The sequence below is a fragment of the Pseudonocardia sp. genome (assembly GCF_025465255.1).
Lineage (GTDB): Bacteria > Actinomycetota > Actinomycetes > Mycobacteriales > Pseudonocardiaceae > Pseudonocardia.
On record NZ_JAODNI010000072.1, the window covers coordinates 1 to 23,403 of the forward strand.

The following is a 23,403-nucleotide window of genomic DNA, read 5'->3' on the forward strand; positions in this document are numbered from 1 at the left end:
GGCGGTGAACCGGACGGCCGCCCAGACGACGACGATCGGCACGACCCAGTTGAGCAACAGGTCGGGCAGGTGGTCACTGCCCGGGTCGGTGGCCTGCGCGTCGAGCGCGGTGACGGCCAGCGACGCCAGCCCCATGACGATGAGCGCAGCACCCCAGGCGGCGCTCAGCACGCGGTTGATCTTCGTGAAGGTGGGGGAGTCCCAGTACTCGCGTGGCGTGCTCTGCCTGGCGTACTCGGCCGTGAACGGCAGCACCGGCACGGTCGCCAGGACGAACAGGCCCAGGACGACGCCGACGAGCGGGCGGCCCCACTCGAAGAGCCACCGGTCGACGCCCGGCCCGCCGACGAACCCGGCCACGGCCATGATCGCGAACAGGACCAGCGAGCAGAGGTTGAGGATCTTCGGTGCGTGCCGTCGCCACCCGAGAAGCAGCGCCGCGACGGTCATCGCCAGCGCGATCACCGCGCTCCACGCCACGGCGTTCGCGGCGAGCCGCTGGGCGACGACGGAGAACACGATCCAGGGCAGGAAGCCCAGCACGAAGCCGAACTGCCCCAGGGCCCCCGCCCGTTGGCGTGTCTGTGCCCGTGTCCTGGTCATCGGAGATCGCCTTTCGTCCGGTACGGAGTGCGATGCGGCACGGCGTTCGAGGGACGGGCACTTCGAGGTGGGCGACCCCCTGCTGATCCGTGCCGTCGACCCGCAGGTGATGACGGTGCTGAGCCCGGGTGCGGTGCTGGTGTCGAACACGATCCGGCCGATGTCGCCGCCGTCCCGACGTCGGGCAGAGGCGGCGAGCCGGGCCGCCGAGGATCGTAGCCGAAACGGCGCAGGTCGTCGCCGCTCTTCCTGGGCCATCGACGACGTCCCGTTCGTCTGTTCGCGGCCTGCATCCGCCGGTCGCACCTGACGATCCGGAGGGCCGGCCCCTCGGCTCAGCTCCGGTCGACCTCCGCGAGGATCGCGCCGACGACCGTCGTCACCGTCTCGAAGTCCATGCTCAGCACGTTCTTCGTCACGGCCACGGCGACCCCGCGTTCCGGGTCCGCGCCGGCCCAGCTCCCGCCCGCACCCGCCATCCCGAACACCCGGGCCGAGCCCGCCTCGTCCCACGGGAGGCCGAGCCCGAACCCGAGGCCCCAGCGGCTCTCGTTGCCGTAGACCTGGTCGGGCCCGGACGACGACTCCGCGGACGCCTCCGCCAGGCGCTGCGCGCTCACCAGCGGGGCGCCGTCGACCTCGCCCAGCCAGCCCGCGTACATCCGGGCGAGGGCGCGGGCGGTGACCTTGGCGCCGGCCGGGATGTCGGCGGCGATCACGCGAAGGTCGTTGCCGAACGCCGCGCTCGGGAAGACGGACAGCGGGGCGGCGCGGAACATCGGCAGGTCCGCCGGGATCTCCGACCAGTCCGTCTCCGACGGCGCGTCCTCAAGCACGGCGAGCCCCGACGCCTCCGCGGCCGGCATCCCGAAGCGGATCTCACCGGGCCGCCCGATCGTCGTCGTCAGGTCGTCGAGCAGGTCGCCCAGCTCGTGGCCGCTCGCGCGGCGGGCGATCTCGCCGGCGAGGTAGCCGAAGGTGTAGGCGTGGTAGCCGACCTTCGTGCCCGGCTCCCACCACGGCTCGGCGTCCTCGAGCGCGGCGATCATCCGCTCCCAGGAGCAGACCGCTTCCGGCGTGGTGTCCGCCGGCAGTCCCGGTACGCCCGCGCTGTGGTTCAGCACCTGCCGCACGGTGATCGACTGCTTGCCGTGCCGCGCGAACTCCGGCCACAGGTCCGCGATCCGAGTGTCGTAGCCGAGCGACCCGGCGTCGACCAGCCGGTGGACCAGCGTCGCGGTGGCACCCTTGCCGATGGACCAGTTGTAGAAGAGGGTGCCGGGCTCGACCGGCCGTCCGGTGCCGGGATCCGCGACGCCCGCGACCACGTCGACCACGGGCTGCTGGTCGACGTACGCCGTCACCTGCAGCCCACGCTCGGTGCCCGAGGCGACCAACCCGTCGGCGATCTCCGCCACGATCTCCTGGATGTCACCCATCGCACCGCTCCTCGTCGCGCCGGCTCCGTCCCCCTTCCGACCGTCGTCGCCCCTGGAACTCATCGAGCCCCTCGTGCCACCACTATTCGTCAACGAATCATTGACACACCAGATCGTCGATCTTTGGTTGACCGGCGACGGCGCGGACGGCTGCGATCACGGCGCAGGCCGTGGGGGGAGCGACGCCTCCGCGCCCTACGTCAGGAACCGGTCCAGCGTGACGGGCAGGTCCCGTACCCGCACCCCGGTGGCGTGCCAGGCGGCGTTCACGATCGCGGCGGCCGTCCCGACGATGCCGATCTCCCCGACCCCCTTCGAACCCATCGCGTTGACGTGCGGGTCGTGCTCGTCGATCCAGTGGGCCTGCAGGTCGGCGACGTCCGCGTTCGCCGGCACGTGGTACTCGGCGAGGTCGTGGTTGACGACATGGCCGAAGCGCGGGTCGAGCACGCTCTGTTCGTGCAGCGCCATGCCCAACCCCATGGTCATCCCGCCGAGGAGCTGCGAGCGGGCCAGCCGCGGGTTGAGGATCCGACCCGCGGCGAACACGCCGTACAGCCGCGGGACACGCACCTCGCCGGTGTAGGCGTGCACGCACACCTCGGCGAACTGCGCGCCGTAGGCGGACATCGTGTAGCTGCCCGCGTCGGGGTTCGGCCGTACGCCGGCCTCGACCTCGTCGCCGTCCTGAGCGCCGCGGCCGAACTTGTCCCGGAACTCGCGCGCCGCCTCGACCAGCGCGGACCCCCACGTCGCCGTGCCCGAGGAACCGCCGGCCACCGAGGCGACCGGGAAGTCGGTGTCCCCGATCAGCACGTCGACGTCCTCGACCGGCACCCCGAGCGCGTCCGCCGCGATCTGGGGCAGGACGGTCCAGGCTCCCGTGCCGAGGTCCGCCGCCCCGATCCGCGCAATGTAGCGGCCGCCGTCGAACCGCACGGCCGCGGTGGACTGGGCCTGGCGCATCGTGGGGTACACCGAGGCCGCCACCCCGGTGCCGACCCACCAGCCGTCCTCGAGGCGCGCGCGCGGAGTGAGGTCACGCCCGGCCCACCCGAACCGCTCGGCCCCCTCGCGCAGGCAGGCGACCAGGTTGCGGGAGGAGAACGGCTTCCCGGTCTCCGGGTCGAGCTCCGGTTCGTTCCGGATCCTGAGCTCCACGGGATCGAGATCCAGCTCGTGCGCGAGCTCGTCCATCGCGACCTCGGGCCCGAACATGCCCGGGCACTCGCCCGGCGCCCGCATCCAGGAGGGCACCGGGACGTCCAGCGCGGCCAGCCGATGGGTGCTCCGCCGGTTCGCCGCCGCGTACATCTTCCGGGTGGGCACGCCCGTCTGCTCGGCGAACTCCTTGATCCGTGAGGTCTGTTCGACGACGTCGATCGCGATCCCCCGCAACGTGCCGTCGCGCTCCGCGGCCAGCTGCATCCGCTGGATCGTCGGGGTCCGGTAGCCGGCGAGGGAGAACATCTGCTGGCGGGTCAGCACCAGCCGCACGGGGCGGCCGGGCACGGCGCGTGCCGCCATCGCGGCCATCACCACGTTCGCGTGCGGCGTGCCCTTCGACCCGAAGCCGCCGCCCACGAAGGGGCACACCACCCGCACCTGGTCCGCCTCGAGCCCCAGCACCCCTCGTACGGTCGCCCGCATCGGATGCACGCCCTGGGTGGAATCCCACAGGATCAGGCCCGGGCCGGACCCGTCCCCCCGAGCCGGATCCCACAGCGCCGTCGTCGCGTGCGGCTCCATGGGGTTGTTGTGCTGCATCGGGGTCGTGTACGTCTGCTCGAGCGTGACCGGCGCCAACGCCATCGCGTCCTCCATGTTCCCGACGTCGGTGTCCGTCGGGTAGCCGGCGTTGACCTTCTCCGGGGCGTAGAGGTCGTGGCGGTCCGCGGACAGCCGGGTGTCGTGGTCCACCGCGTCGTACTCGACCCGGACGAGGTTCGCGGCCTCGCGCGCGATCTCGAAGGTCTCCGCGACGACGGCCGCGACGATCTGGCCGCGGAACCCGACGTCGTCGGACTGCAGGACGGCGAGCTCGGCGTCGTCGGTGGAGGCCAGCCGCTCGGCGGTGCCCGGGGTGAGGACGGTGATCACCCCGTCCAGCGCCGACGCCTCGGTCGTGTCCACGGACCGCACCCGGCCGCGCGCGATCGTCGACTGCACGACCCGGCAGTACAGCGGGTTCTCGACGGGCGTCTCGTCCGCGTAGATCGCGGTGCCGTGCACCTTCGCCGGGCCGTCCCGGCGGACGAGGTCCTGTCCCATGGCCCGGGGTTCCAGGGTCTGCGTCATCTCAGGCCTCCTCACCGGCGAGCTCGCGCAGCGTGGCGACGAGCGTGCCGGTCACCAACGGGATCTTGAACCCGTTGCCGCCGTCGATGCCGTCCTGGGGACGGGCGTCGGCGAGCTCCGCCTCGGCCGCTTCGCGGTAGGACTGCTCGGACACGGGCGCACCGCGCAGCGCCTCCTCGGCCCGCCGTGCCCGCCAAGGGACGTGGGCGACGCCGCCCAGCGCGATCCGTGCGTCCCGCACCACGCCGTCCGCGACGTCGAGTGCCGCGGCCACCGAGACCAGCGCGAACGCGTACGACGCCCGATCCCGCACCTTGCGGTAGCGCGAGCGGCGGGCGATCGGCAGGTCCGGCACGTCGATGGCGGTGATCAGCTCGCCGTGCTCGAGAACGGTGTCCCGCTCCGGGGTTTCGCCGGGCAGGCGGTGCAGCTCGGTGAACGGGATCGTCCGCTCGCCGCCCGGTCCGAGGACCTGCACCGCGGCGTCGAGTGCCGCCAGCGCGACCCCCATGTCCGACGGCTGGGTGGCGATGCAGTGCTCGGAGGCCCCCAGGATCGCGTGGTTGCGGGTGGATCCGCCGATCGCCGAGCAGCCGGAGCCGGGCTCGCGCTTGTTACAGGGCGTGCTGACGTCCTGGAAGTACACGCAGCGGGTGCGCTGCAGCGGGTTGCCGCCGGTCGTCGCCATGTTCCGGAGCTGGCCGGACGCGCCGGCGAGCAGGGACTCGGCGAGCACCGGGAAGCGCTCGCGGACGCGTCGGTCCGCCGCGAGGTCGGAGTTGCGCACGGCGGCGCCGATCCGCAGCCCGCCCTCGTGGTCGGTGATCTCGTCCGAGGTGAGGGACGTGACGTCGACCAGCAGGCCGGGCTCGATCAGGCCCAGCCGCAGGTGGTCGACGAGGTTCGTCCCGCCGGCCAGGAAGGAGGCGTCCGGCCGGTCCGCGACGGACCGGACGGCGGCCACGGCGTCGCCGGGGACCTGGTAGGCAAAAGGCTTCATCGGACTGCTCCGCCGGCCCGCGCCGCCTGGCTCACGGCGGCCCGGATGCCCTTGTAGGCGCCGCACCGGCACAGGTTGCCGCTCATCCGCTCCGCGATCTCGGCGTCCATCGCGGCCGCGTCGTCGAGCCGCGGGCCGGCCGCGACGTCCTCGGTGACCGCGCTCGGCCAGCCGCGCCCGATCTCGTCGAGGACGCCGACGGCCGAGCACACCTGCCCGGGGGTGCAGTAGCCGCACTGGAACGCGTCGTTGTCCAGGAACGCCTGGTGGACGGGGTGCCCGCCGGCGTCGCCGGGGGCGAGCCCGTCCGCGGTGGTGATCTCGGCGCCGTCGTACGCGACGGCCAGCGCGAGGCAGCCGAGCACGCGGCGGCCGTCGACGAGCACGGTGCAGGCGCCGCACTGACCGTGGTCGCAGCCCTTCTTGGGGCTGGTGATCCCCATCCGCTGGCGCAGCGCATCGAGCAGGGAGGTGCGGGTGTCGATCATGAGGTGGTGGGTGGCGCCGTCGACCTGCAGGGTCAGTTCGGAGTCCATTGGCGAGTGATTCCCCCGTCCGCGTCGTTCCAACCCGCCGACGTGACGCCTGGGCGGGGCCCACGGGCCCTCCGGGTGGTACTCGGCGCGTCCGTCGGCGTCGGGGTGGGCTAGCTGCTGGTCGGTCGATCTCACCGCCCGAACCCGGGACCGGTGACGCGTTAGAGGCCCGCCGGGCGGGGTAAGCCTGTGCCGACGCCCCGGTGGGGCCCAGTTCTCCGGGGCCGGTGCGGAAGCCCCCGCACCGGCCTCGTGATCCGTCGGCTGGCCGGCCCGGGTCGCTCCCGTGCGGCGTGCGGTCCATGACCACGCGGCCCCGGAGTGGGCGCGTGCCGGTCGAGCGCCCGCGTGCCGGCTGCGTGTGGCGCGGGTGGACCGGGTACTGCCCGCTCGTGCCGATACAGGTGTTCGTCGTGGCGATGGTGCTGGCGGGCGCGGTGCTGCTCGGACGCTTCGTGACGGGGCGGACCGGGATCCCGGACGCCGCCGCCTACGTGCTGCTCGGGGTGGTCGCCGGGCTGTTCCCGGGCATGGCGGGGGTGCGGCTGTCGCCGGATCTGGTGCTGCTGCTCTTCCTCCCGCCGTTGATCTACTACGCGGCGTTCTTCAGCGATCCCCGGGAGACGATCCACAACCTCGTCGCCGTGCTCGGGCAGGCGGTGGGCCTCGTGCTCGTCACCGCGGTCGCGGTCGCGGCGACGCTGCTGGCGGTGTTCCCGGACGTCGGCTGGGCGGCGGCGATCGCGTTCGGGGCGGCGGTGGCGCCGCCGGATCCCGTCGCGGCCGGCTCCGTGCTGCAGCGCCTCGGCGCGCCGAGGCGCCTGGTCACGGTCCTGGAGTCGGAGGGACTGGTCAACGACGGCGTGGCGCTGACGCTGTTCGCCGTGGCCGTCGCGAGCGTCGGGGCACCGGCCTCGGCCGGTGACGTCCTGACCCACCTCGCGGTCGAGGTCGGCGGCGGGATCGGGTTCGGCCTGCTCGTCGGGGTGCTCACGGCCGCGTTGCGCCGGCGGATCCGGGACAGCACCAGCCAGGTGCTGCTGTCGCTGATCACCCCCTACCTGGCCTTCGTGCCGGCCCAGCTCGTGCAGTCCTCCGGCGTGCTGGCGACGGTCGCGGCGGCGGTGTGGCTCGGCACGCGCGGTCGTGGCCTGGTCGAGCCGACGTCGCGGCTGCAGACCGAGACGTTCTGGCGGGTGCTCAACACGCTGCTGGTCGCCTTGCTGTTCGTGCTCCTGGGAATCCAGGTCCCCGCGATCGTCGCCGTGGTCGGCGACTACCCGCCCGGGCTCCTGGCCGTGGCGTCCGGGGCCGTGGTCGTGGTCGCGATCGGGGTCCGGATGGCCTGGGTGCTGCTCGTCCCGTTGCTGGCGGGCCTGCTCCCGGTGCGGGAGGAGCTGACGTCGCGCATGACGTTCCGGGAACGCCTGGTGTTGGGCTGGTGCGGCCCCCGCGGCGCCGTGTCCCTCGCGGTCGCCCTCTCGATCCCGCTGGTCACCGCGACGGGGCAGCAGTTCCCGCGGCGGGACCTGCTGCTGTTCCTGACGGTGGTCGTCGTCCTGGTCACCCTGGTCGGGCAGACGGTGCCACTGCCCTTCCTGCTCCGGCGACTGAAGTTGCGGCCCGACGAGCGCGAGCAGACGGAAGGGGCCCGGGCGCGGCGCGCCACGGTGGACGCGGCGCTGCGCGAGCTCGACGACGTGGCCGCCCGGGACGAGCCGGACCCACCGGGTGCCGAGGCCCTGCGGCAGGTTCTCGAACTGCGCCGCGACCGCCTGCGCGACCAGCTCGACCCGGGCTCGGACCGCCGGCGCACGACGCCGGACGACGACCCCGACGGCGACGATCCCCGGCCCGACCGCCTCGACGCGAGCGACCTGCGGCTCCGGCTCGTGGACGTCGAACGGGACACGCTGCGCGCGCTGCACGAGAAGGGGGAGATCTCGCGGCCCACCATGGTCGCCATCAGTCAGGAACTCGATCTCGACGAGACCCAGCTCCGCCGGCGCCGCTGAACCGGCGTCGCGCGAGGTCTGGGGAGTCGGGCCGATCAGGGGTAGCGTTCCGTCTCCGCGGGAGGACCGGTGGGGGACGCGATGCCTGATTTCGACGATGACCACCACGGACACGACGGGCACCACGGGTATCACGAGGACCAGGGGTATTACGAGGACCACGGGTATCACGGACACCACGGGCACTACCACGGCGGGGCCGACACGGACTGGTGGCCGCTGCTCCCCGGGCTGGTCGTGGTACTGCTGCTGCTCGCCGTCCTCGCCCACCACCAGGGGTACGACCGGATGCTGATCGAGAAGTGGCGCGCCTGGTCCCGCCCGGAGCAGGCGGAGCGCGACGCCTGGCAGGCGGCCGTCCAGCGCTACGGCCGCACCGCGGGGGAGTTCGCGGCGTTCGAGTGCGACCCTCGCGCGGTGCTGGCCCGACCGGCCCTGGCCGACGTGACCCGCCCGCCGACGGCACGATTCGTCGACGAGTTCGCGTCGGCGTGCGCGCTCCGGACGGACGGCTACCCCGGCGCCGCTGCGGCCGCGGAGTTCACCCGGGCGGCCGAGCGGGCGGAGCGTGCCTGGTCGGCCGCGGTCGACGCGGCGGACCGCGTCGGCGCCGCCTGTTTCGCGCCCGGTGAACGGAAGCTGCTCGACCAGACGATCAAGCTGCTCACCGCGGCGGAGTCGACCCCGCACGACGGTGAACGGCACGCGGCGTACCGGCGCGCGCTGGCGCGGCTGTCAGAGCTGGAGCGACGCACCGGCTGGGTCCTTCCCGGACCCGCCGTCGGCGCCGTGGAACACCGGGCTCGGGGGATGCTCGTCGCGGTCTCGGCGGCGGCTTCATAACGTCTCGGTAACTCCCTGTCGCCGGAGCAGTAGAAACTCGCCCGATCGGGCACTCCGTGTCGACATCGGACGGGCAACGAGCCCGGACACCATTTCGGAGGCTTTCGTGATCATCCTCGGTCTGATCCTGCTGGTGGTGGGGTACCTCACCGGCCTGAGCCTGCTGTACTACCTCGGCGGACTTCTCCTGATCGTCGGCATCGTGCTGCTGATCCTCGGCAGCGTCGGCCGCCCGGTGGGAGGCCGAAAAGTCTGGTTCTGACACCCTTCACGTGGCCTCGCGCCCCGGCACCCGACAACTCGGTGCCGGGGCGCGGTGCTGTGCGGACACGGCGAGGGGGCGATGCGGGTGCGGGTCGGGGTTCTCCTGTTGTCGGCGCAGTTCCCCGGGCAGAGCCACACGCAGGTGCTCGAGCGGACGGTCGCCTCCGCCGTCGCCGCCGAGGCCGCGGGGTTCGACGACGTCTGGGTCGCGGAACACCACTTCATGTCCTACGGGGTGTGCCCGTCCGCGCTCACCCTCGCCGGGTACCTGCTGGCGGCGACGACGCGCGTCTCGGTCGGCACGGCGATCTGTGTCCTGCCGACCCAGCATCCCGTCGCCGTCGCCGAGCAGGCGCTGCTGCTCGACCAGCTCTCGGGCGGCCGGCTGGTCCTGGGCGTCGGCCGCGGCGGCCCGTGGATCGACCTGCGGGTGTTCGGCGGCGCCGACGACGGTGCGGCCGACCCGCGCGCCGGCTTCCCCGAGGCACTCGACCACGTGCTGGCCGCGTTCGCCGGCCGCCCGGTCCGGGGGAGCGGCCCCGGTTACCGGTTCCCCGAGGTGCAGGTCGTGCCCGGTCCCCGGGGCGGGAAGCCGCCTGCCGTGCTCGTCGCCGCCACGTCCGCGGAGTCCGTCGAGACGGCGGCGCGCCGGCGGTTGCCGGTGCTGCTGGGCATGCACGCCGACGACGGGGAGAAGGCCCGCATGGTGGCCGACCACCGGCGGCTCGCGGGGACGGCCGTCGGCGGACACGTCAGCACCCACCTCGCGTACGTGGCCGACACCGACGGGGAGGCGGAGGCGGCCATGCGCGCCCGGCTCCCGCTGTGGCTGGGACCCGGACTGGCCGGGTACCGCCGCGCCGACGGGGCGGCCCACCCGACGCGGGATCCCGACGAGTACGCGGCACTGCTGTGCCGGCTGCACCCGGTCGGTTCACCCGAGACGTGCCGGCGGCGGCTCGTCCGCACCGCCGCGGCGGCGGGTGTGGAGCACGCGATCCTGATGGTGGAGGGGCACGGGGACCCCGGCCGGACGCTCGAGAACATCCGGCGCCTCGGTGCCGAGGTGCTGCCGGCCCTGCGTGTGCCCCCGGGCAGCGGCGGCCGAGACCACCGGGCTCGAGGTGACACGGCGCCTTCGTCCGGCTCGTCGGGGCCGCCGTAACGTGCGGGCTTCCGCGTCGATGGACCGAGGGTCCCTCGTACCGGACCACCGCCGAGAGAAGGAGTCCGGTGACCACCCAGGATCGGCTCGCCGAGCAACGTCGTGAGCGGCGCGAGCGGCTGCGCAACCCACCCACACCGCCGGTCGGCGTCCTCGTCCTCGTCGGCGTCTGCGTGGCCGCGATGGTCGGGCAGGAGATCTTCGTCGTGCTGGCGGGCGACCGGCCCGCCCTGCAGGCCTGGTCGACGGTGTTCGTCGCGATCGTGCTGCAGGCGTTGCCGTTCCTCGGGCTCGGTGTCCTGCTCTCGGGCCTGATCGCGGCCTTCGTCCCGGACCGCGTCCTGCAACGGGTCCTGCCCCGGCGCGCGGGCCTGGCCGTGCCCGTCGCGGGTGTCGCCGGGGCCGCGCTGCCGGGGTGCGAGTGCGCGTCCGTGCCGTTCGCGGGACGGATGATGACCCGCGGCGTCGCCCCGTCGGCGGCGCTGGCGTTCATGCTCTCCTCCCCGGCGATCAACCCGGTGGTGCTGGTCGCCACCGCCGTCGCGTTCCCCCAGGAGCCGATGATGGTCGTGGCCCGGTGCCTGGGCGGCCTGGGCACCGCGTTGATCGTGGGCTGGGTGTGGGCGCGGTTCGGCCGTGACGTGCCGCTGCGCCCGCCCCGGGCGATCCATGCGGAGGACGGCGGGCCCTGGGAGACCTTCCGCCTGACGGTGCAGCACGACCTGCTGCAGTCCGGCGGCTTCCTGGTCGTGGGGGCGCTGTTCGCGGCGACGCTGAACGTCGCCGTCGACCCGGCCTGGTCGCTGACCGTCGCCGGCGTCCCGATCGTGTCGGTCCTGGTCCTGGCCGTGCTCGCGGTGTTGCTCGCCGTCTGTTCCGAGGCGGACGCGTTCGTGGCAGCCAGCCTGACCGGCTTCTCGCCGACCGCCGAGCTGGCGTTCATGGTCGTCGGGCCGGTGGTGGACCTGAAGCTCGTCGCGATGCAGACGGGGACGTTCGGCCAGGCGTTCAGCAGGCGGTTCGCGCCGCTGACGTTCGTGGTGGCCGTCGTCCTCAGCCTGGTCGTCGGGACGGTCCTGCTGTGACCGGCCGGGCGGCAGTGGGGCCGGTCCTGCTGTTCGTGCTGGGGGCGGTGGTGGTACGGCTGACCCTGACCGGGGAGTTCCTCAACTTCGTCAAGCCGGGCCACCGCTGGTGGCTGCTCGCGGTCGGCGCCGGCCTGGTCGTGCTCGGGATCGCCGGCACCGTGCGCGAGATGCGGCAACCGCGCACCGAGGCGGCCGAACCGGCACGGAGCCGCCTGCACACCCGCGGCCCGCTCGCCCTCGCGCCGGAGGTCCTCGAAGCCCATCGCCGCGCCGAGGGCCACGACCACTCCCGCGTCCCCGGGATCGCCTGGTTGTTGCTGCTCCCGATCCTGCTGGTGTTCCTCGTCCCGCCGCCGGCGCTCGGTGCCTTCGCGGCGGGCCGGGCGGGCGCGGACGTGCCGAAGCCGCCGTCGTCGGCGCGCTTCGAGCCGCTCGGCGGCCCCGACCCGGCGCGCCCGTCCGTGTACGACTACGCGGAGCGCGCCGCCTGGGACGACGGTCGCACCCTGGCCGGGCGCAGCGTGGAACTGACCGGCTTCGTGACCCCGCGGCCTGACGGCGGCTGGTACCTCAGCCGGCTGCGGATCAGCTGCTGCGCCGCGGACGCCCGCGCCTACCTCGTCGAGGTCGTGGGCGCGCCGAAGGACTACCCGGCGAACACCTGGGTCGACGTGACGGGGACCTACCTGGCGTCGGAGCCGGGCGCCCGGGTCGCGCGCCTGACGGCGTCGCGGGTCCGGACCATCGACGCCCCCGGGGAGACCTACGAGCAGTGACCCCGTAATCCCCGACGGGGACGCTCGGTTCAGGCGCTCGTGCGCAGGCCGTCCCCGTCCGGTTCGTGGATCGCGCCCTCCCGCGCGCCGAGGGGCAGGCCGGTGCCGCCGAAGTGCCGCAGCACGATCTCCGCGGCGATCGACACGGCCGCCTGCTCCGGGGTGCGGGCGCCGAGGTCGAGCCCGATCGGCGAGCACATCCTGGAGATCTCGTGCTCGCTGACCCCGATCTCGCGCAGCCGGTCGATCCGGTCGTGGTGGGTGCGCCGCGAGCCCATCGCCCCGACGTAGCCGACCTCGGGCAGGCGCAGGGCCACCTCGAGGAGCGGGACGTCGAACTTCGGGTCGTGGGTGAGCACGCACAGCGCGGTCCGGGCGTCGATCCTGCCCGCGACGGCCTCGGCGGCGAGGTAGCGGTGCGGCCATTCCACGACGACCTCGTCCGCATCGGGAAAACGGCTCGCGGTCGCGAAGACGGGGCGGGCGTCGCACACCGTCACCCGGTAGCCGAGGAACGCCCCTACCCGGGCCATCGCCGCCGCGAAGTCGATCGCGCCGAAGACGATCAGGCGCGGTGGCGGGGCGAACGACTCGACGAACACGTCGAGGCCCTCGCCGCGGCGGCCGTCGCGGCCGTAGTGCAGCAGCCCCTTCCGGCCGGCGTCGAGCAGCCCGCCGGCGTCGTTCGCGATCACGTCGTCCAGCCGGGCCGATCCGGTGCTGCCCTCCGTGCGCCCCGCGCGGAGCACGATCCGCCTGCCCACCCGGTCGGGGGGCCCGGCGACGACGGTGGCGACGGCCAGCGGCTCGCCGGCGGAGATCGCCCGGGCCAGGTCGGCGAGCCGGGGGAACGAGCCGGTGTCGATCCGCTCGACGAAGATGTCGATGATGCCGCCGCAGGTCAGGCCGACGGTGAAGGCGTCGTCGTCGGAGACGCCGTAGCGCTGCAGCACGGGCTCGCCGCCCACCAGCACCTGACGGCCGAGCTCGTAGACCGCCCCCTCGACGCAGCCGCCGGACACGCTGCCGACCACGCGGCCGTCGGCGGCCACCAGCATGCTCGCGCCGGCCTGCCGGGGCGCGGAGCTGTAGGTCCCGACGACGGTCGCCAGCGCCACCGGCCCGCCGGCGGACCACAGCTCGGTCAGCGGGTCCAGGACGTCACGCATCGCGGATCAGCTCCATCAGTTCCTCCAGCGTCGCCAGGCTGTGCCCGGCGAGCAGCGCGTCCAGGTGGGGCAGGGCGGCGACGATCCCGCCCTGCACGGGCGAGTAGCCGGCCCTGCCGGCGTGCGGGTTGACCCAGACGACCCGGTGCGCGAGTCGGGAGAGCCGCGCGACCTGCGTGCCGAGCAGCGACGCGTCGCCGCGCTCCCAGCCGTCGGAGAACATGACGACGGCGGCGCGCCGGGCGGTGCCGCGCCGGCCCCAGTCGTCGACGAAGGTCTGCAGCACCTCGCCGAGCCGGGTGCCGCCGGCCCGGTCGGGGATCGCCAGGCCGGCCGCGCGCAGCGCGTGCTCCGGGTCGCGCATCCGCAGCTCCCGGCTTACCCGCGTCAGCCGGGTACCGAGGGTGAACACCTCGGTGGAGCCCGGGGCACGGCGCGCGACCACGTGCGCGAACCGCAACAGCGCGTCGGCGTAGGACTGCATGGAGCCCGACACGTCGATCAGCAGCACCACCTTGCGGGGCCGCCGGTCGCGGTCGCAGTAGAGCAGGGTGCGCACCTCGCCGCCGGTCCGCATCGCCGCGCGCAGGGTCCGGCGGGGATCGGCGCCGCCGTGCGCGGCGGAACGAGGACTGCGTCGTGCCCCTCGCCGAGCGGTTCCGCGGCACGGACGTGATCGTCCGGTTCATCGAGTACATGGACGTCGGCTCGACGAACGGGTGGCACTCCGCCGAGGTGGCGCCCGCCGACGAGATCTTCGCGGCGATCGGCGCCCACCACGCCCTGGAACCGCTGCCCGCCGCGACCTCGGGCGAGGTCGCCACCCACTACCGCTACCGGGACGGGGCCGGGGAGATCGGTGTGATCACCTCGGTGAGCCTGCCGTTCTGCGGCGACTGCAGCCGGGCGCGGCTCTCGGCCGACGGACAGCTGCACACCTGCCTGTTCTCGAGCAGCGGCCTCGACCTGCGGGCGATGCTGTGCGGCGGTGCGACGGGCACCGAGCTGCGGGACGCGGTCGCCGCTCGCCGGACCGCCCGCGAGGATCCGAGCTGCGGGGGACCGGCGCCGCGGTGCCGGTGTGGCTGGGCATGCCCGGGATCGAGATGTCCTACGTCGGTGGCTGAGGACGACCGCTACGGCTCGGGGTAGTACGCGGCCAGGTGCAGGTCGAGCTCCATCAGGTCCGGGTGGCCGAAGAAGGCCAGGTTCGCCGTGTCCATGGGGCAGCCGGGCTGGTGGTGGACGGTCCCGAGCCGGCGGCTCGCCCGGCAGTGCCGGCAAGGCAGGGGGACCAGGGGGTACTTCACATTCACGATGCTCTCCTCGACGTCCGCGCGAACCGGGTCCGGCGGGAGCAGGGGAGCACCCGGACAACCGGTACGCAGGGCCCCCGAAGGGTAGGCACCGCCTCACGGACACGACCACCTCGTGTGCGGAGGGTTACGTCCGTCGACGGGGGGTAGCCCTTCACGATGCGAATCCTCGTGACCGGCGCCCGAGGCAAGGTCGGCGCCGCGGCGGTGCATCATCTTCTCCGCTCGGGACACGAGGTCACGGCCGTCGACGCCGCCGCCCCCGTCTACGAACGGGCCCGCGAGGTGCGCTACATCCAGGCCGACCTGTCCGACGCCGGGCACGCGGCGGCCGTGGTCCCCGGGCACGATGCGGTGATCCACGCCGCGGCCATCCCCAGCCCGGTGAAGAACCCGCCGCACGTCATCTTCCAGAACAACGTGATGGCCACCTACAACACCCTCGAGGCGGCCGAGCGCTCCGGCGTCTCCCGGTTCGTGCACCTGTCCAGCGAGACCGTCCCCGGGTTCTCCTACCCGACCCGCTACTTCCACGCCGACTACGCGCCGATCGACGAGGGCCACCGGGTCGCCCCCCAGGACAGCTACGCGCTGTCGAAGAGCGTGGGGGAGGCGTTGATGGACGCCGCGGTGGCGCGCTCGGACATGAACGGGGTGTCGGTGCGACCCACGTGGGTGCAGTGGGAGGGCAACATCGAGCGCAACGTGGGGCCGATCGTGCGGGCCGCGGGCGCGGACAGGAGCGCCTCGTTCTGGTCCTACGTCACGGTCTACGACGTCGCCGACCTGCTGGTCCTCGCCGCCACGACGGACATCCCGGGGCACGAGGTGCTCTACGCCGCGGCCGCGGACAACGCCAACGGGCTGCCCCTGCACGACCTGGTCCGCCGGCACTTCGGCGACGAGGTCGAGCTGCGCCCGGTTTCGCGCGAGGACGCGTCGGGCATCTCGACCGCGAAGGCGGTTCGGCTGCTGGGCTGGAAGCCGAAGCGCAGCTGGCGGGACTGGCTCGACGACGACGGCTACCTGCGCCCGGAGGTGCAGTACCGGGTCGACGCCGGGAACACGGGGGTACAGCAGGGCTGGGCGGCCATCTCGTAGCCGCCCCGAAGCCGGTCAGGCCCGGTCGAGCCGCGGGAACACGGCCTCGCGCAGGACCATCGTCACCGCGGCCGCGACGGGGATGGCGACCAGCGCCCCGACGACCCCGAGCAACACCCCGCCGATGAGGACCGAGACCACGGTCACGGTGTCCGGCACGTCCACCGCACGGCCCATGATCTTCGGGACGAGCAGGTAGTCCTCGAGGAAGCGGTAGACGATGTAGAACGCGACCGTGGCGAGCGCGACCGGCCACGACACGCTCAACGCGACGAGCGCGACGATGATCCCGGCGATCGTCGACCCGACGACGGGCACGAGGTCGAGCAGGGCCACGAGCACCGACAGCGCCAGCGGGTACGGCACCTGGAAGATCTCGAGCCAGATGAAGGTCACGACGCCGATGATGGCCGAGATCAGCACGTTGCCCAGCACGTACGCGCCCACCTTGGCGAGGACCTCGTCGCCGATGAGGATCACGCGCGGCCGTCGGGAGTGCGGCACGAGGCGGTACACCAGGACGCGGGTCGCGGGCAGCGACGCCAGGAAGTAGACGGTCAGCACCAGGACGACGACGGAGTCGGCCAGGACGCCGAACACGGCGACGCCGGCCCCGAGGACGCCGTTGACCAGCGTCGAGCCGTTGCCGCTGACCAGCTGCTCGATCCGCTGCTGGATCTGCAGCCGGGCGCCGAGGCCACCCAGCACCGAGTTGCGGTTCTGCAGGTCCTGCAGGATTGCCGGGGCACGGTCGAACAACGCCGCCGCCTGCGCCGCGAGCGGGACGATCGCGGCGGCGAGGAACGCTGCCACCACGACGACGAGCAGGATCGACACCCCGGTCACCGCGAGCGGGCGCCGCACCCCGCGGCGGACGAGCCCCGACACCGCCGGCTCCAGGCCGATCGCGAGGAACAGAGCGACGCCGATCAGCAGGAGCGCCGACCACGAGTTGACCAGGATCAGCACGAGCCCGGCCGTGACCGCCACCCCCGCCGACCCGATCAGCCCGATCATGAACGGAGAGCGCCGGTCCAGCGGCCGCCCGGGCTCCCCGAGGGGGTGATCGTCGTCGGCGGCGTGCGCAGCCGCCCGCTCCGCCTCGGCGATCGGGCCCTCCGCCTCGGTGTGCGGTAGCGCGACCCGCGGGTGGTGCCCGGGTGCCGTGCTCCGGTCCGGCCCGTGATCGCGCTCGGCGGCGCGTTCCCCCGTGTCGTCCCGACCGCCCGTCGTGGCCGTCATCGTCCACCGTCCCCCCCGCGGCACACCGCCGCGGGCAACGGGGTGGCCGGTGGCGAGCGGGCCAAACGTCCCCGGCGGGCCATCGGGTCGGCCCAGGGTGCCGAACCGGCCCGGTCGGGTTGGCAGCCCCGGGCCGGTTCCCGGGCGCCCGGGCGCGGTGACCGTGGAGGGGTTCGCGACCGGACCTCGAGGAGGACCCGTGAAGTACGACCAGTTCATCGCCACCGTCGCCGAGCGCGCGGGCGTGCCGCGTGACGAGGCCGAGAAACTGACCCGCGCCACCCTCCAGGTGCTCGCCCAGCGGCTGACCGGCGGGGAGGCCAAGGACCTCCGCTCGCAGATGCCGAAGGAGCTGCAGCCCGACCTCACCAAGGAGCAGGAGCCGGCGGAACGCTTCGACGTCGACGAGTTCGCCCGCCGAGTCGCCGAGCGCAGCGGGACCGACGAGGCCGACGCCGGAGCCGGGGTGATGGCGGTGCTCGCCACGATCCACGACGCCGTCACCCCCGGCGAGTTCGACGACGTGCTGGCCCAGCTGGGCCGGGAGTTCAAGGAGCTGGTCGACGCGGCGACCTGATCGTCACCGCTCCAGGGCGGCCAGCGCCTGCCTCACGACCTCGGTGAGTGCGGGGTGGATCCAGTACGGCCTGCCGGCCAGCGTGGCGGCGGGGATGTCGAGGGTCATGGCCAGGACGAGGGGCTGGATGAGGGTGGGTGCCTCGGGGCCGAGGATGTGGGCGCCCAGGAGCCGCCCGCCGGCGGGCTCGGCGAGGATCTTGCAGAAGCCGGTGTGGTCCTCGAGCGCCCATCCGTAGGCGGTCTCCGAGTAGCGGGCGACACCGGCGACGTAGGGCGTGCCGTTCTCCCGCAGGCTCTGCTCCGTGGCCCCGACGGAGGCGATCGGAGGGTCGGTGAAGACCGCGGCGGGGACGACGTCGTGGCCGGTCGAGGCGAGGTCGTCGGGGTGGCGCAGGTTGTGCCGGACGACGTCGGCCTCGCGGTTGGCGACGTGCTTGAGCTGGATCGGGGTGCTGACGTCGCCGAGGGCCCAGACGCCGTCGGCGCTGGTGCGCTGGTGCTCGTCGACGCGGATGCGGCCGTCGTCGTGGGTCTCGACGCCGGCGGCGTCGAGATCGAGGCGGTCGCTGTTGGGTGTGCGGCCGACGGCGACCAGCAGGGTGTCGGCCTCGATCGTGGTGTCGTCGTCCAGCACCAGGCGCAGCCGCCCGGGCTCGCCTTCGAGCCGGGTGAGCTCGTGTCCCAGGTGCAGCTCGTGGCGTTTCGCCGCGAGCTTCGTGTACTGCTCGCCGACGGCGTGGTCCTGCGGGCCGAGCAGGACGTCCGCGCTCTCGACGAGGACGATCTCGGTGCCCATGGCGGCGAACACGTGGGCCAGCTCGGCCGCGATGTACCCGCCACCGAGGACGGCGAGCCGGTGTGGTGGCGCGTCGATGCGCATCACCGTGTCCGAGGTCTCGAAGGGCAGCCCGGACTCGGTGACCGGCGGCGGGACCACGGGGCGGGACCCGGCGGCGACGACGATCTGGTCGGCGGTGACGGCCGTTCCGCCGACGTCCAGCGTGCGGGGGCCGGTGAAGCGTGCGTGCCCGGTGTGGACGGTGATCCACGGGGTGTCGAGGCGGGCCTCGCGGCCGTCCCGGCCGATCGGGTCGAGGCGGCCGTAGATCCGGTCCTGGACGTCCCGCCAGCGGACGCCGCGCAGCTCGGCGTCGACGCCGTAGGTGGCGGCCCGGCGGATCTCGTCGACCGTGCCGGCGGTGTGGGCGAGCATCTTGCTGGGGATGCAGCCGACGTTGAGGCAAGTGCCCCCGAAGCGGTGTTCCTCCTCGACGACGGCCACGTCGAGATCGGCGAACGAGTCGTCGACGACGGCGTTCCCGGAGCCGGTGCCGATGACGACGAGATCGTGGTGCCGCATCCACGAAGGCTAGGTGCGGGTGGCCGTCTCGACCATTCGGACGGTCCGGGCCACCTGCGGGACGTGTGATCGCCAGTGGATGCCGCATCGTGATCACCGCAGCAGGGTGATCCGCGGAAGCGCCGAGGAGGGCCTTTGGCCAGGTGGATGCGGTGGTGTGTACCTGCGGTGGCGGTGGCGGCCCTGGTGCTGGCCGGCTGCGCGGACGGCGAGCGCCCGGCGGTCGCACTGGTGGTGTCGGACTTCGAGGCCGCGCTCGCCGGCGGCGACCCCGGGTCGGCGTGCCGGCTGCTGGCGCCGGCCACGCGGGACGCGCTGGAGTACCAGATCTCCCGACCCTGCGCCGTCGCTCTCGGGCAGACCTCGCTCCTCGGCGGCGGGGTCGTCGACACGGCCGTGTGGGGCGGTGAGGCCCAGGTACGCACGGGGGCGACACCCTGTTCCTCACCCGGACGAGCCGGGGCTGGCTGATCGCCGCCGCCGGGTGCCGTCCGCAGGGCGAGGCGCCGTATCAGTGCCGGTTGGAGGGACCGTGAACGGAACCCGCGTGCTGTGCATGCCCTACCTGGCGTTGATCGGGCTCGGCCTCGCGTACGTGATCATGGTGGGAGTGCTGCACCGGTGAGGCGGTTCCTGCGCGACAACGGCCTGGGTCTCGGCTTCGGGCTGGCGTTCCTGCTCGCGCTGGTGGGCCAGGGCCTGGCCGGGCACGCCGACTACGACGACCAGCAGGTGAGCCACGGCGCCGAACCGGTGTCCCTCGGGGAGTACCTCATGTCCTCGAGCTTCGCCGTGGACGTGGCCGAGAACTGGCAGTCGGAGTACCTGCAGTTCTTCCTGTACGCGTTCGGGACGGTGTGGCTCGTCCAGCGCGGGTCCCCGGAGTCGAAGGAGCCCGAGGACATCGGGCCGGAGTCCGACGCCGACCAACTCCTCGGCGCGCACACCAGGGACGGATCGCCGCCCTGGGCGAAGGCCGGCGGCTGGCGGACGGCCGTGTTCTCGCGCTCCCTGGGCCTGGTGATGGGCACGATCTTCCTCGCGGCCTGGGCGGCCCAGTCGATCGCCGGATGGGCGGCGTACAACGCCGACCAGCTCGGCCGGCGTCAGGACCCGGTCGGGTGGCCGGGGTACCTGGGGGAGGCCGACTTCTGGAACCGCACGCTGCAGAACTGGCAGTCCGAGCTGCTCGCGGTCGGGTCCTTCGCCGTCATCGCGGTGTTCCTGCGTCAGCGTGGCTCGCCGGAGTCCAAACGGGTGGGCGCCGAGCACACCGACACCGCTGACACCGGCTGAGCCGGCGGCCGGGCTCTGCCACCGCCGCACCTCGCTCGCCCGGCCGGACGCCGACCGCCCCGGTCGTCATCCGAGGCGGTCGGTGACGTCGAGGGTGATGCCGCGAATGGTGATCGCCTGGTTGCTGCTGCGGGCGATGACGCGCCCGGTGCTCTCTCTCCAGGTGGCGCACGGTCTCCCGTCGGGCCGCACGGCGCGGAACTGCGCCGTGTGGGCGTCGCTGTCGACCAGTGAGGCGCGCCACGCGCCGTCGACGAGCGGCCGGTCCTGCTCGTGGACGGGGGACGGGACCAGCGCGTGAGGGGGGTGCCCACGGCAGGCCGTACATGGCGTAGAGCTCGTCGGACCAGGTGAGCATGCAGGCCCGGACGTCGCGACCCAGGTGCCGACCGGAACGCGGGCCTCCCCGAGGGGCGGTCTCCGGTCGCCGACGTCCACCCCGACGGCGTAGAGCAGCTCGGCGTCGCGGTCTCCGGCGAGGTCGTAGCGGACACAGCGGTAGCGGCCGTCGCGGCACAGCCGCCGCGCCTCGCGGCCCGTGCACCCGCCGCCGGCAGTGAGCGGCCCGTGCACCCGCCGCCGGCAGTGATGAGCCGGTCCCCGGTCTCGACCGCGTCGTCCTGGTCGGCGGGGTGGACGAAGTCCCAGTACCGGGCGCCCGTCAGCTCGGCCTCGGTCCACCCGAACGCCTGGATGTAGGAGGTGTTCGCCGCGATGAAGTACCCGTCGAAGCTCCAGATCGGGCAGAGTGTGCCCGGTTCCCGCCACGCCGGGAGCAGCTCACGGACCCGCGTCGGCAACTCGGCACGGCTGGGTAGCGCCATGTCGACACGCGTGGTCTGGATCTGATCGGGCACGGGCCCACCACCCGGACGTGGCGGCCGAGCACTGTCCAGCGACGCGGCATGCGACCGTACCGCCGGCTCCGCCTCCGGGCGGGTCGACCGCGGAGAGTGCCCCGGCTTCTCCGCCACGGCGCTCACGGCCGCCGTCGAGCAGCCTCGAGAACCCCGGCGGTCACCTGCGCAGGGCCCAGGTGGCGGCGTGCCCGGCCAGGGTCTCGGCGAGGCGCGGACCTTCCGCGACGATCTCCGCGGCCGGACCCGCGGCGGCGAGCGACGCCACCACCCGCCCGTCCTCGCGGACGGGCACGGCCACCCCGCCGGTACCGCGCAGCACGTGCCACGAGTCCATGACGGCGTAGCCGCGGTCCCTGATCTCCTTCGTCGAGGTCAGCACCTCCACGGCGGCCTCGGACGGTTCGTCGGCCATCGTCGCGTCGACGACGGTGCGCCGGTCGCGTTCGGAGAGCTCCGCGAGGAGCACCAGGCCTGCGGCGGTGCGCGGCAGCGGGGAGCGCAGCGTCCGGGACAGGGCGAACTCGAACGCCTCGTCGGTGCCCGCCCGGTCGACGTACACGGCGTGGTCGCCGACGCGCACCGCGAGCAGTACCGGGGTGCCGGTCGTGGCGGCGAGCTCGGCGAGGTCGTCGTGCCCGACCGTCCGGACCGGCAGCCGGCCGGCGCGCATCGAGAGCACGTGCGGCGCGGGCCCGAGGACGAAGCGGCGCTCCTCCTCGTCGAGGTAACCGACCGCGGCCAGACCGTTTACCAGCTTCTGTATCGAGGAAACCGGCGCACCGAGGCGGACGGCGAGCTGGGTCAGCGTGAGGCCGTCACGGCTGCTCGCGACGGCTTCCAGGATCTCGGCGACGCGGTCGACCGTGCGGTGGCGCGGCCGCCGCGCGCTGGGCTGATCGGGCACCAGAACTCCCTATTTAGGTAGCACACTCTCACATAGCGTAGAACAGTAAGCATCGCTAACGTTGCGAGTGTCTCCGAGAAGCACGAGGAGGAACCCGTGAACGACGTCTCGAACGCGGCAGAGAAGCCGGCCGCCACGACGACGGGAGCGCTCGACGGCGTGCGCGTGATCGATCTCGCGTCCGTCGTCATGGGGCCCTACGCCACCCAGATCCTCGGCGACCTGGGCGCCGACGTAATCAAGATCGAACCCCCCACCGGGGACAGCACCCGGCTGACCCGGCCCCAGCGCCACCCCGGGATGGGGGCGCTCGCCCTCAACGTGAACCGCAACAAGCGCAGCGTCGCCCTCGACCTCAAGTCCGACGCCGGCCGGGCGGCCGCGCTCGACCTCGTTCGCGACGCCGACGTGCTGGTCACGAACATGCGCCCCGGCGCCCTGCACCGACTCGGGCTGGACTACGAGTCCCTCGCCGAGCTGAACCCGAAGCTCGTGTACTGCAACGCGCAGGGCTTCCGCAGCGACTCGGACCGCGCCGACCTGGCGGCCTACGACGAGATCGTGCAGGCGTCGTCCGGAATGGCCGACCTGATGCGCCGCGCGACCGGGACCCCGACCTACGCGCCCACGATCCTGGCCGACAAGGTCTGCGCGCTGACGATCGCCTACGCGGTCCTCGCCGCGCTCGTGCACCAGCGCGCCACCGGCGTCGGACAGCAGGTCGAGGTGCCGATGACGGACACGATGCTCGCCTTCAACCTGGTCGAGCACCTGGCAGGACACACCTTCGAGCCGCCCGAGGGGCCGATCGGCTTCAACCGGTCGATGACCCCGGGGCACCGCGCCGTCTCCACCAAGGACGGCTGGGCCTGCATCCTGCCCTACACCGAGCGCGACATCCGGGCCTTCTTCACCGCGGCCGGGCGGCCCGACCTCGCGGACGATCCGCGTTTCGCGGACGCCACCAGCCGGGCCCGGCACTACGGCGAGCTGTACGCGGAGATCGAGAATCTCGCCGTCGAGCGGACGACGCGGGAGTGGGCGGAGATCTGTTCCGCGAACTCCATCCCCTTCGCCCCGGTGCTGGAGCTCGAGGACGCCGAGCACGACCCCTACTTCACCGAGAGCGGGCTGCTGGAGACCGTCGAACACCCCACCGAGGGCACCTACCGCCGGGTCAACTCGCCGTTGCGCCTCTCGGCCACCCCGCCGACCGTGCGCAACGACTGCCCGACGCTCGGCCAGCACACGGCCGAGGTTCTCGCCGAGCTCGGGCGCACGCCGGAGCAGATCGCCGAGATCACCCGGACCGTGCCGTCGACGTCGTGAGAGCCGCCGACGTCGTCTCCGCCCCCACCCCACCGCTCACCGCGCAGGCCCGGCCCGCGGGTCGCCGGTTCACCGACCGTGAGTACCTCGACTCGTCTACCGCACCCACCCGGATGCCGCCCGCGCCGTCGTCCCCGAACCCCTCGAGGTCGACGAGCCGCTGGTGCGCATCTCCGTCGAGCCAGGCCTCGAGTAGGCCGTGGCCGGTGCGGACCTGGTG

23 protein-coding genes and 2 pseudogenes are annotated in these 23,403 nt (G+C 73.5%); 13 read left to right on the plus strand and 12 right to left on the minus strand.

Annotated features, from left to right (window positions below):
- The 5 genes from JWP64_RS07200 to JWP64_RS07220 all read right to left on the minus strand — a co-directional run.
- Positions 1-603 (minus strand): hypothetical protein (locus JWP64_RS07200; RefSeq protein ID WP_297493773.1); only part of this gene is annotated, 603 nt, incomplete at its 3' end.
- Between the two features lie 335 nt (positions 604-938).
- Entirely contained in the window at positions 939-2,042 is a 1,104-nt protein-coding gene (locus JWP64_RS07205; protein WP_297493774.1) for a serine hydrolase domain-containing protein, read from the minus strand.
- Positions 2,043-2,237: 195 nt separating this feature from the next.
- Positions 2,238-4,340: a xanthine dehydrogenase family protein molybdopterin-binding subunit gene (locus tag JWP64_RS07210; RefSeq protein ID WP_297493775.1), complete on the minus strand. Its 2,103-nt coding sequence runs from the start codon at positions 4,338-4,340 to the stop codon at positions 2,238-2,240.
- Position 4,341: 1 nt separating this feature from the next.
- A complete protein-coding gene (locus tag JWP64_RS07215; RefSeq protein ID WP_297493776.1) occupies positions 4,342-5,340 on the minus strand; it encodes a xanthine dehydrogenase family protein subunit M in 999 nt (332 codons plus the stop codon).
- On the minus strand, positions 5,337-5,876 hold the full coding sequence (locus JWP64_RS07220) for a 2Fe-2S iron-sulfur cluster-binding protein (protein ID WP_297493777.1): 540 nt from the start codon (positions 5,874-5,876) through the stop codon (positions 5,337-5,339). Before JWP64_RS07220 ends, JWP64_RS07215 begins: the two co-directional genes overlap by 4 nt.
- A gap of 329 nt (positions 5,877-6,205) precedes the next feature.
- On the opposite strand from JWP64_RS07220, the gene JWP64_RS07225 reads away from it, so the two are divergent.
- From JWP64_RS07225 to JWP64_RS07250, 6 genes are all read left to right on the plus strand, one after another.
- Positions 6,206-7,891: a Na+/H+ antiporter gene (locus JWP64_RS07225; RefSeq protein ID WP_297493778.1), complete on the plus strand. Its 1,686-nt coding sequence runs from the start codon at positions 6,206-6,208 to the stop codon at positions 7,889-7,891.
- A gap of 81 nt (positions 7,892-7,972) precedes the next feature.
- Positions 7,973-8,734, plus strand: a complete 762-nt coding sequence (locus JWP64_RS07230) for a hypothetical protein (protein WP_297493779.1) — start codon at positions 7,973-7,975, stop codon at positions 8,732-8,734.
- Positions 8,735-8,840: 106 nt separating this feature from the next.
- Positions 8,841-8,996, plus strand: a complete 156-nt coding sequence (locus tag JWP64_RS07235; protein WP_297493780.1) for a hypothetical protein — start codon at positions 8,841-8,843, stop codon at positions 8,994-8,996.
- An 81-nt stretch (positions 8,997-9,077) separates the two neighbouring features.
- Positions 9,078-10,163 (plus strand): LLM class flavin-dependent oxidoreductase, encoded by a 1,086-nt coding sequence (locus JWP64_RS07240; protein ID WP_297493781.1) that lies wholly within the window; start codon positions 9,078-9,080, stop codon positions 10,161-10,163.
- Positions 10,164-10,231: 68 nt separating this feature from the next.
- Positions 10,232-11,248, plus strand: a complete 1,017-nt coding sequence (locus JWP64_RS07245) for a permease (RefSeq protein ID WP_297493782.1) — start codon at positions 10,232-10,234, stop codon at positions 11,246-11,248.
- Positions 11,245-12,027 (plus strand): TIGR03943 family protein, encoded by a 783-nt coding sequence (locus JWP64_RS07250; protein ID WP_297493783.1) that lies wholly within the window; start codon positions 11,245-11,247, stop codon positions 12,025-12,027. Before JWP64_RS07245 ends, JWP64_RS07250 begins: the two co-directional genes overlap by 4 nt.
- Before the next feature lie 29 nt (positions 12,028-12,056).
- On the opposite strand, the gene JWP64_RS07255 is transcribed toward JWP64_RS07250, so the two are convergent.
- Both JWP64_RS07255 and JWP64_RS07260 read right to left on the minus strand, forming a co-directional pair.
- The gene (locus tag JWP64_RS07255) at positions 12,057-13,196 is read right to left on the minus strand and encodes an XdhC/CoxI family protein (RefSeq protein WP_297493784.1); all 1,140 of its coding nucleotides are present in this window, start codon (positions 13,194-13,196) and stop codon (positions 12,057-12,059) included.
- A pseudogene (locus tag JWP64_RS07260) lies at positions 13,189-13,800 on the minus strand (VWA domain-containing protein); the annotation flags it as partial. The gene JWP64_RS07255 and the pseudogene JWP64_RS07260, both read right to left, overlap by 8 nt.
- A gap of 35 nt (positions 13,801-13,835) precedes the next feature.
- Here JWP64_RS07260 and JWP64_RS07265 point away from each other — a divergent pair.
- Positions 13,836-14,348 (plus strand): hypothetical protein, encoded by a 513-nt coding sequence (locus JWP64_RS07265; protein ID WP_297493786.1) that lies wholly within the window; start codon positions 13,836-13,838, stop codon positions 14,346-14,348.
- Here JWP64_RS07265 and JWP64_RS07270 read toward each other — a convergent pair.
- On the minus strand, positions 14,333-14,506 hold the full coding sequence (locus JWP64_RS07270) for a hypothetical protein (protein ID WP_297493787.1): 174 nt from the start codon (positions 14,504-14,506) through the stop codon (positions 14,333-14,335). The genes JWP64_RS07265 and JWP64_RS07270 overlap by 16 nt on opposite strands.
- 165 nt (positions 14,507-14,671) lie before the next feature.
- Here JWP64_RS07270 and JWP64_RS07275 point away from each other — a divergent pair, with 165 nt between their 5' ends.
- Positions 14,672-15,613 (plus strand): NAD(P)-dependent oxidoreductase, encoded by a 942-nt coding sequence (locus JWP64_RS07275; RefSeq protein ID WP_297493789.1) that lies wholly within the window; start codon positions 14,672-14,674, stop codon positions 15,611-15,613.
- 15 nt (positions 15,614-15,628) lie between these two features.
- Here the strand turns inward: JWP64_RS07275 and JWP64_RS07280 are convergent, their stop codons facing one another.
- Positions 15,629-16,855, minus strand: a complete 1,227-nt coding sequence (locus tag JWP64_RS07280; protein WP_297493791.1) for an AI-2E family transporter — start codon at positions 16,853-16,855, stop codon at positions 15,629-15,631.
- Between the two features lie 199 nt (positions 16,856-17,054).
- Here JWP64_RS07280 and JWP64_RS07285 point away from each other — a divergent pair, with 199 nt between their 5' ends.
- Complete coding sequence (locus tag JWP64_RS07285; RefSeq protein ID WP_297493793.1) at positions 17,055-17,432, plus strand: DUF2267 domain-containing protein; 378 nt, start codon at positions 17,055-17,057, stop codon at positions 17,430-17,432.
- A gap of 3 nt (positions 17,433-17,435) precedes the next feature.
- On the opposite strand, the gene JWP64_RS07290 is transcribed toward JWP64_RS07285, so the two are convergent.
- Entirely contained in the window at positions 17,436-18,794 is a 1,359-nt protein-coding gene (locus JWP64_RS07290; RefSeq protein WP_297493794.1) for a mycothione reductase, read from the minus strand.
- 168 nt (positions 18,795-18,962) lie between these two features.
- Here JWP64_RS07290 and JWP64_RS07295 point away from each other — a divergent pair, with 168 nt between their 5' ends.
- The gene (locus JWP64_RS07295; RefSeq protein ID WP_297493796.1) at positions 18,963-19,265 is read left to right on the plus strand and encodes a hypothetical protein; all 303 of its coding nucleotides are present in this window, start codon (positions 18,963-18,965) and stop codon (positions 19,263-19,265) included.
- A gap of 150 nt (positions 19,266-19,415) precedes the next feature.
- Positions 19,416-20,090 carry a DUF6766 family protein gene (locus tag JWP64_RS07300; RefSeq protein ID WP_297493798.1) on the plus strand — a complete coding sequence of 225 codons (675 nt, stop codon included), beginning with the start codon at positions 19,416-19,418 and terminating at the stop codon, positions 20,088-20,090.
- Positions 20,091-20,156: 66 nt separating this feature from the next.
- Here the strand turns inward: JWP64_RS07300 and JWP64_RS07305 are convergent, their stop codons facing one another.
- Together JWP64_RS07305 and JWP64_RS07310 are read right to left on the minus strand one after the other, a co-directional pair.
- The gene (locus tag JWP64_RS07305) at positions 20,157-20,663 is read right to left on the minus strand and encodes a hypothetical protein (protein ID WP_297493800.1); all 507 of its coding nucleotides are present in this window, start codon (positions 20,661-20,663) and stop codon (positions 20,157-20,159) included.
- A 444-nt stretch (positions 20,664-21,107) separates the two neighbouring features.
- Entirely contained in the window at positions 21,108-21,854 is a 747-nt protein-coding gene (locus JWP64_RS07310) for a helix-turn-helix domain-containing protein (protein WP_297493801.1), read from the minus strand.
- 96 nt (positions 21,855-21,950) lie between these two features.
- On the opposite strand from JWP64_RS07310, the gene JWP64_RS07315 reads away from it, so the two are divergent.
- Together JWP64_RS07315 and JWP64_RS07320 are read left to right on the plus strand one after the other, a co-directional pair.
- Positions 21,951-23,183, plus strand: a complete 1,233-nt coding sequence (locus JWP64_RS07315; RefSeq protein ID WP_297493803.1) for a CoA transferase — start codon at positions 21,951-21,953, stop codon at positions 23,181-23,183.
- Positions 23,180-23,352, plus strand: a pseudogene (locus tag JWP64_RS07320) (acetoacetate decarboxylase family protein); the annotation flags it as partial. The gene JWP64_RS07315 and the pseudogene JWP64_RS07320, both read left to right, overlap by 4 nt.
- Between the last annotated feature and the right edge of the window lie 51 nt (positions 23,353-23,403).

Bases quoted from the DNA above. Each gene is read 5' to 3' on its own strand.
- JWP64_RS07205 (WP_297493774.1), bottom strand. From the start codon at position 2,042: ATGGGTGACATCCAGGAGATCGTGGCGGAGATCGCCGACGGGTTGGTC.
- JWP64_RS07210 (WP_297493775.1), bottom strand. From the start codon at position 4,340: ATGACGCAGACCCTGGAACCCCGGGCCATGGGACAGGACCTCGTCCGC.
- JWP64_RS07215 (WP_297493776.1), bottom strand. From the start codon at position 5,340: ATGAAGCCTTTTGCCTACCAGGTCCCCGGCGACGCCGTGGCCGCCGTC.
- JWP64_RS07220 (WP_297493777.1), bottom strand. From the start codon at position 5,876: ATGGACTCCGAACTGACCCTGCAGGTCGACGGCGCCACCCACCACCTC.
- JWP64_RS07230 (WP_297493779.1), top strand. From the start codon at position 7,973: ATGCCTGATTTCGACGATGACCACCACGGACACGACGGGCACCACGGG.
- JWP64_RS07240 (WP_297493781.1), top strand. From the start codon at position 9,078: ATGCGGGTGCGGGTCGGGGTTCTCCTGTTGTCGGCGCAGTTCCCCGGG.
- JWP64_RS07255 (WP_297493784.1), bottom strand. From the start codon at position 13,196: ATGCGTGACGTCCTGGACCCGCTGACCGAGCTGTGGTCCGCCGGCGGG.
- JWP64_RS07275 (WP_297493789.1), top strand. From the start codon at position 14,672: ATGCGAATCCTCGTGACCGGCGCCCGAGGCAAGGTCGGCGCCGCGGCG.
- JWP64_RS07280 (WP_297493791.1), bottom strand. From the start codon at position 16,855: ATGACGGCCACGACGGGCGGTCGGGACGACACGGGGGAACGCGCCGCC.
- JWP64_RS07290 (WP_297493794.1), bottom strand. From the start codon at position 18,794: ATGCGGCACCACGATCTCGTCGTCATCGGCACCGGCTCCGGGAACGCC.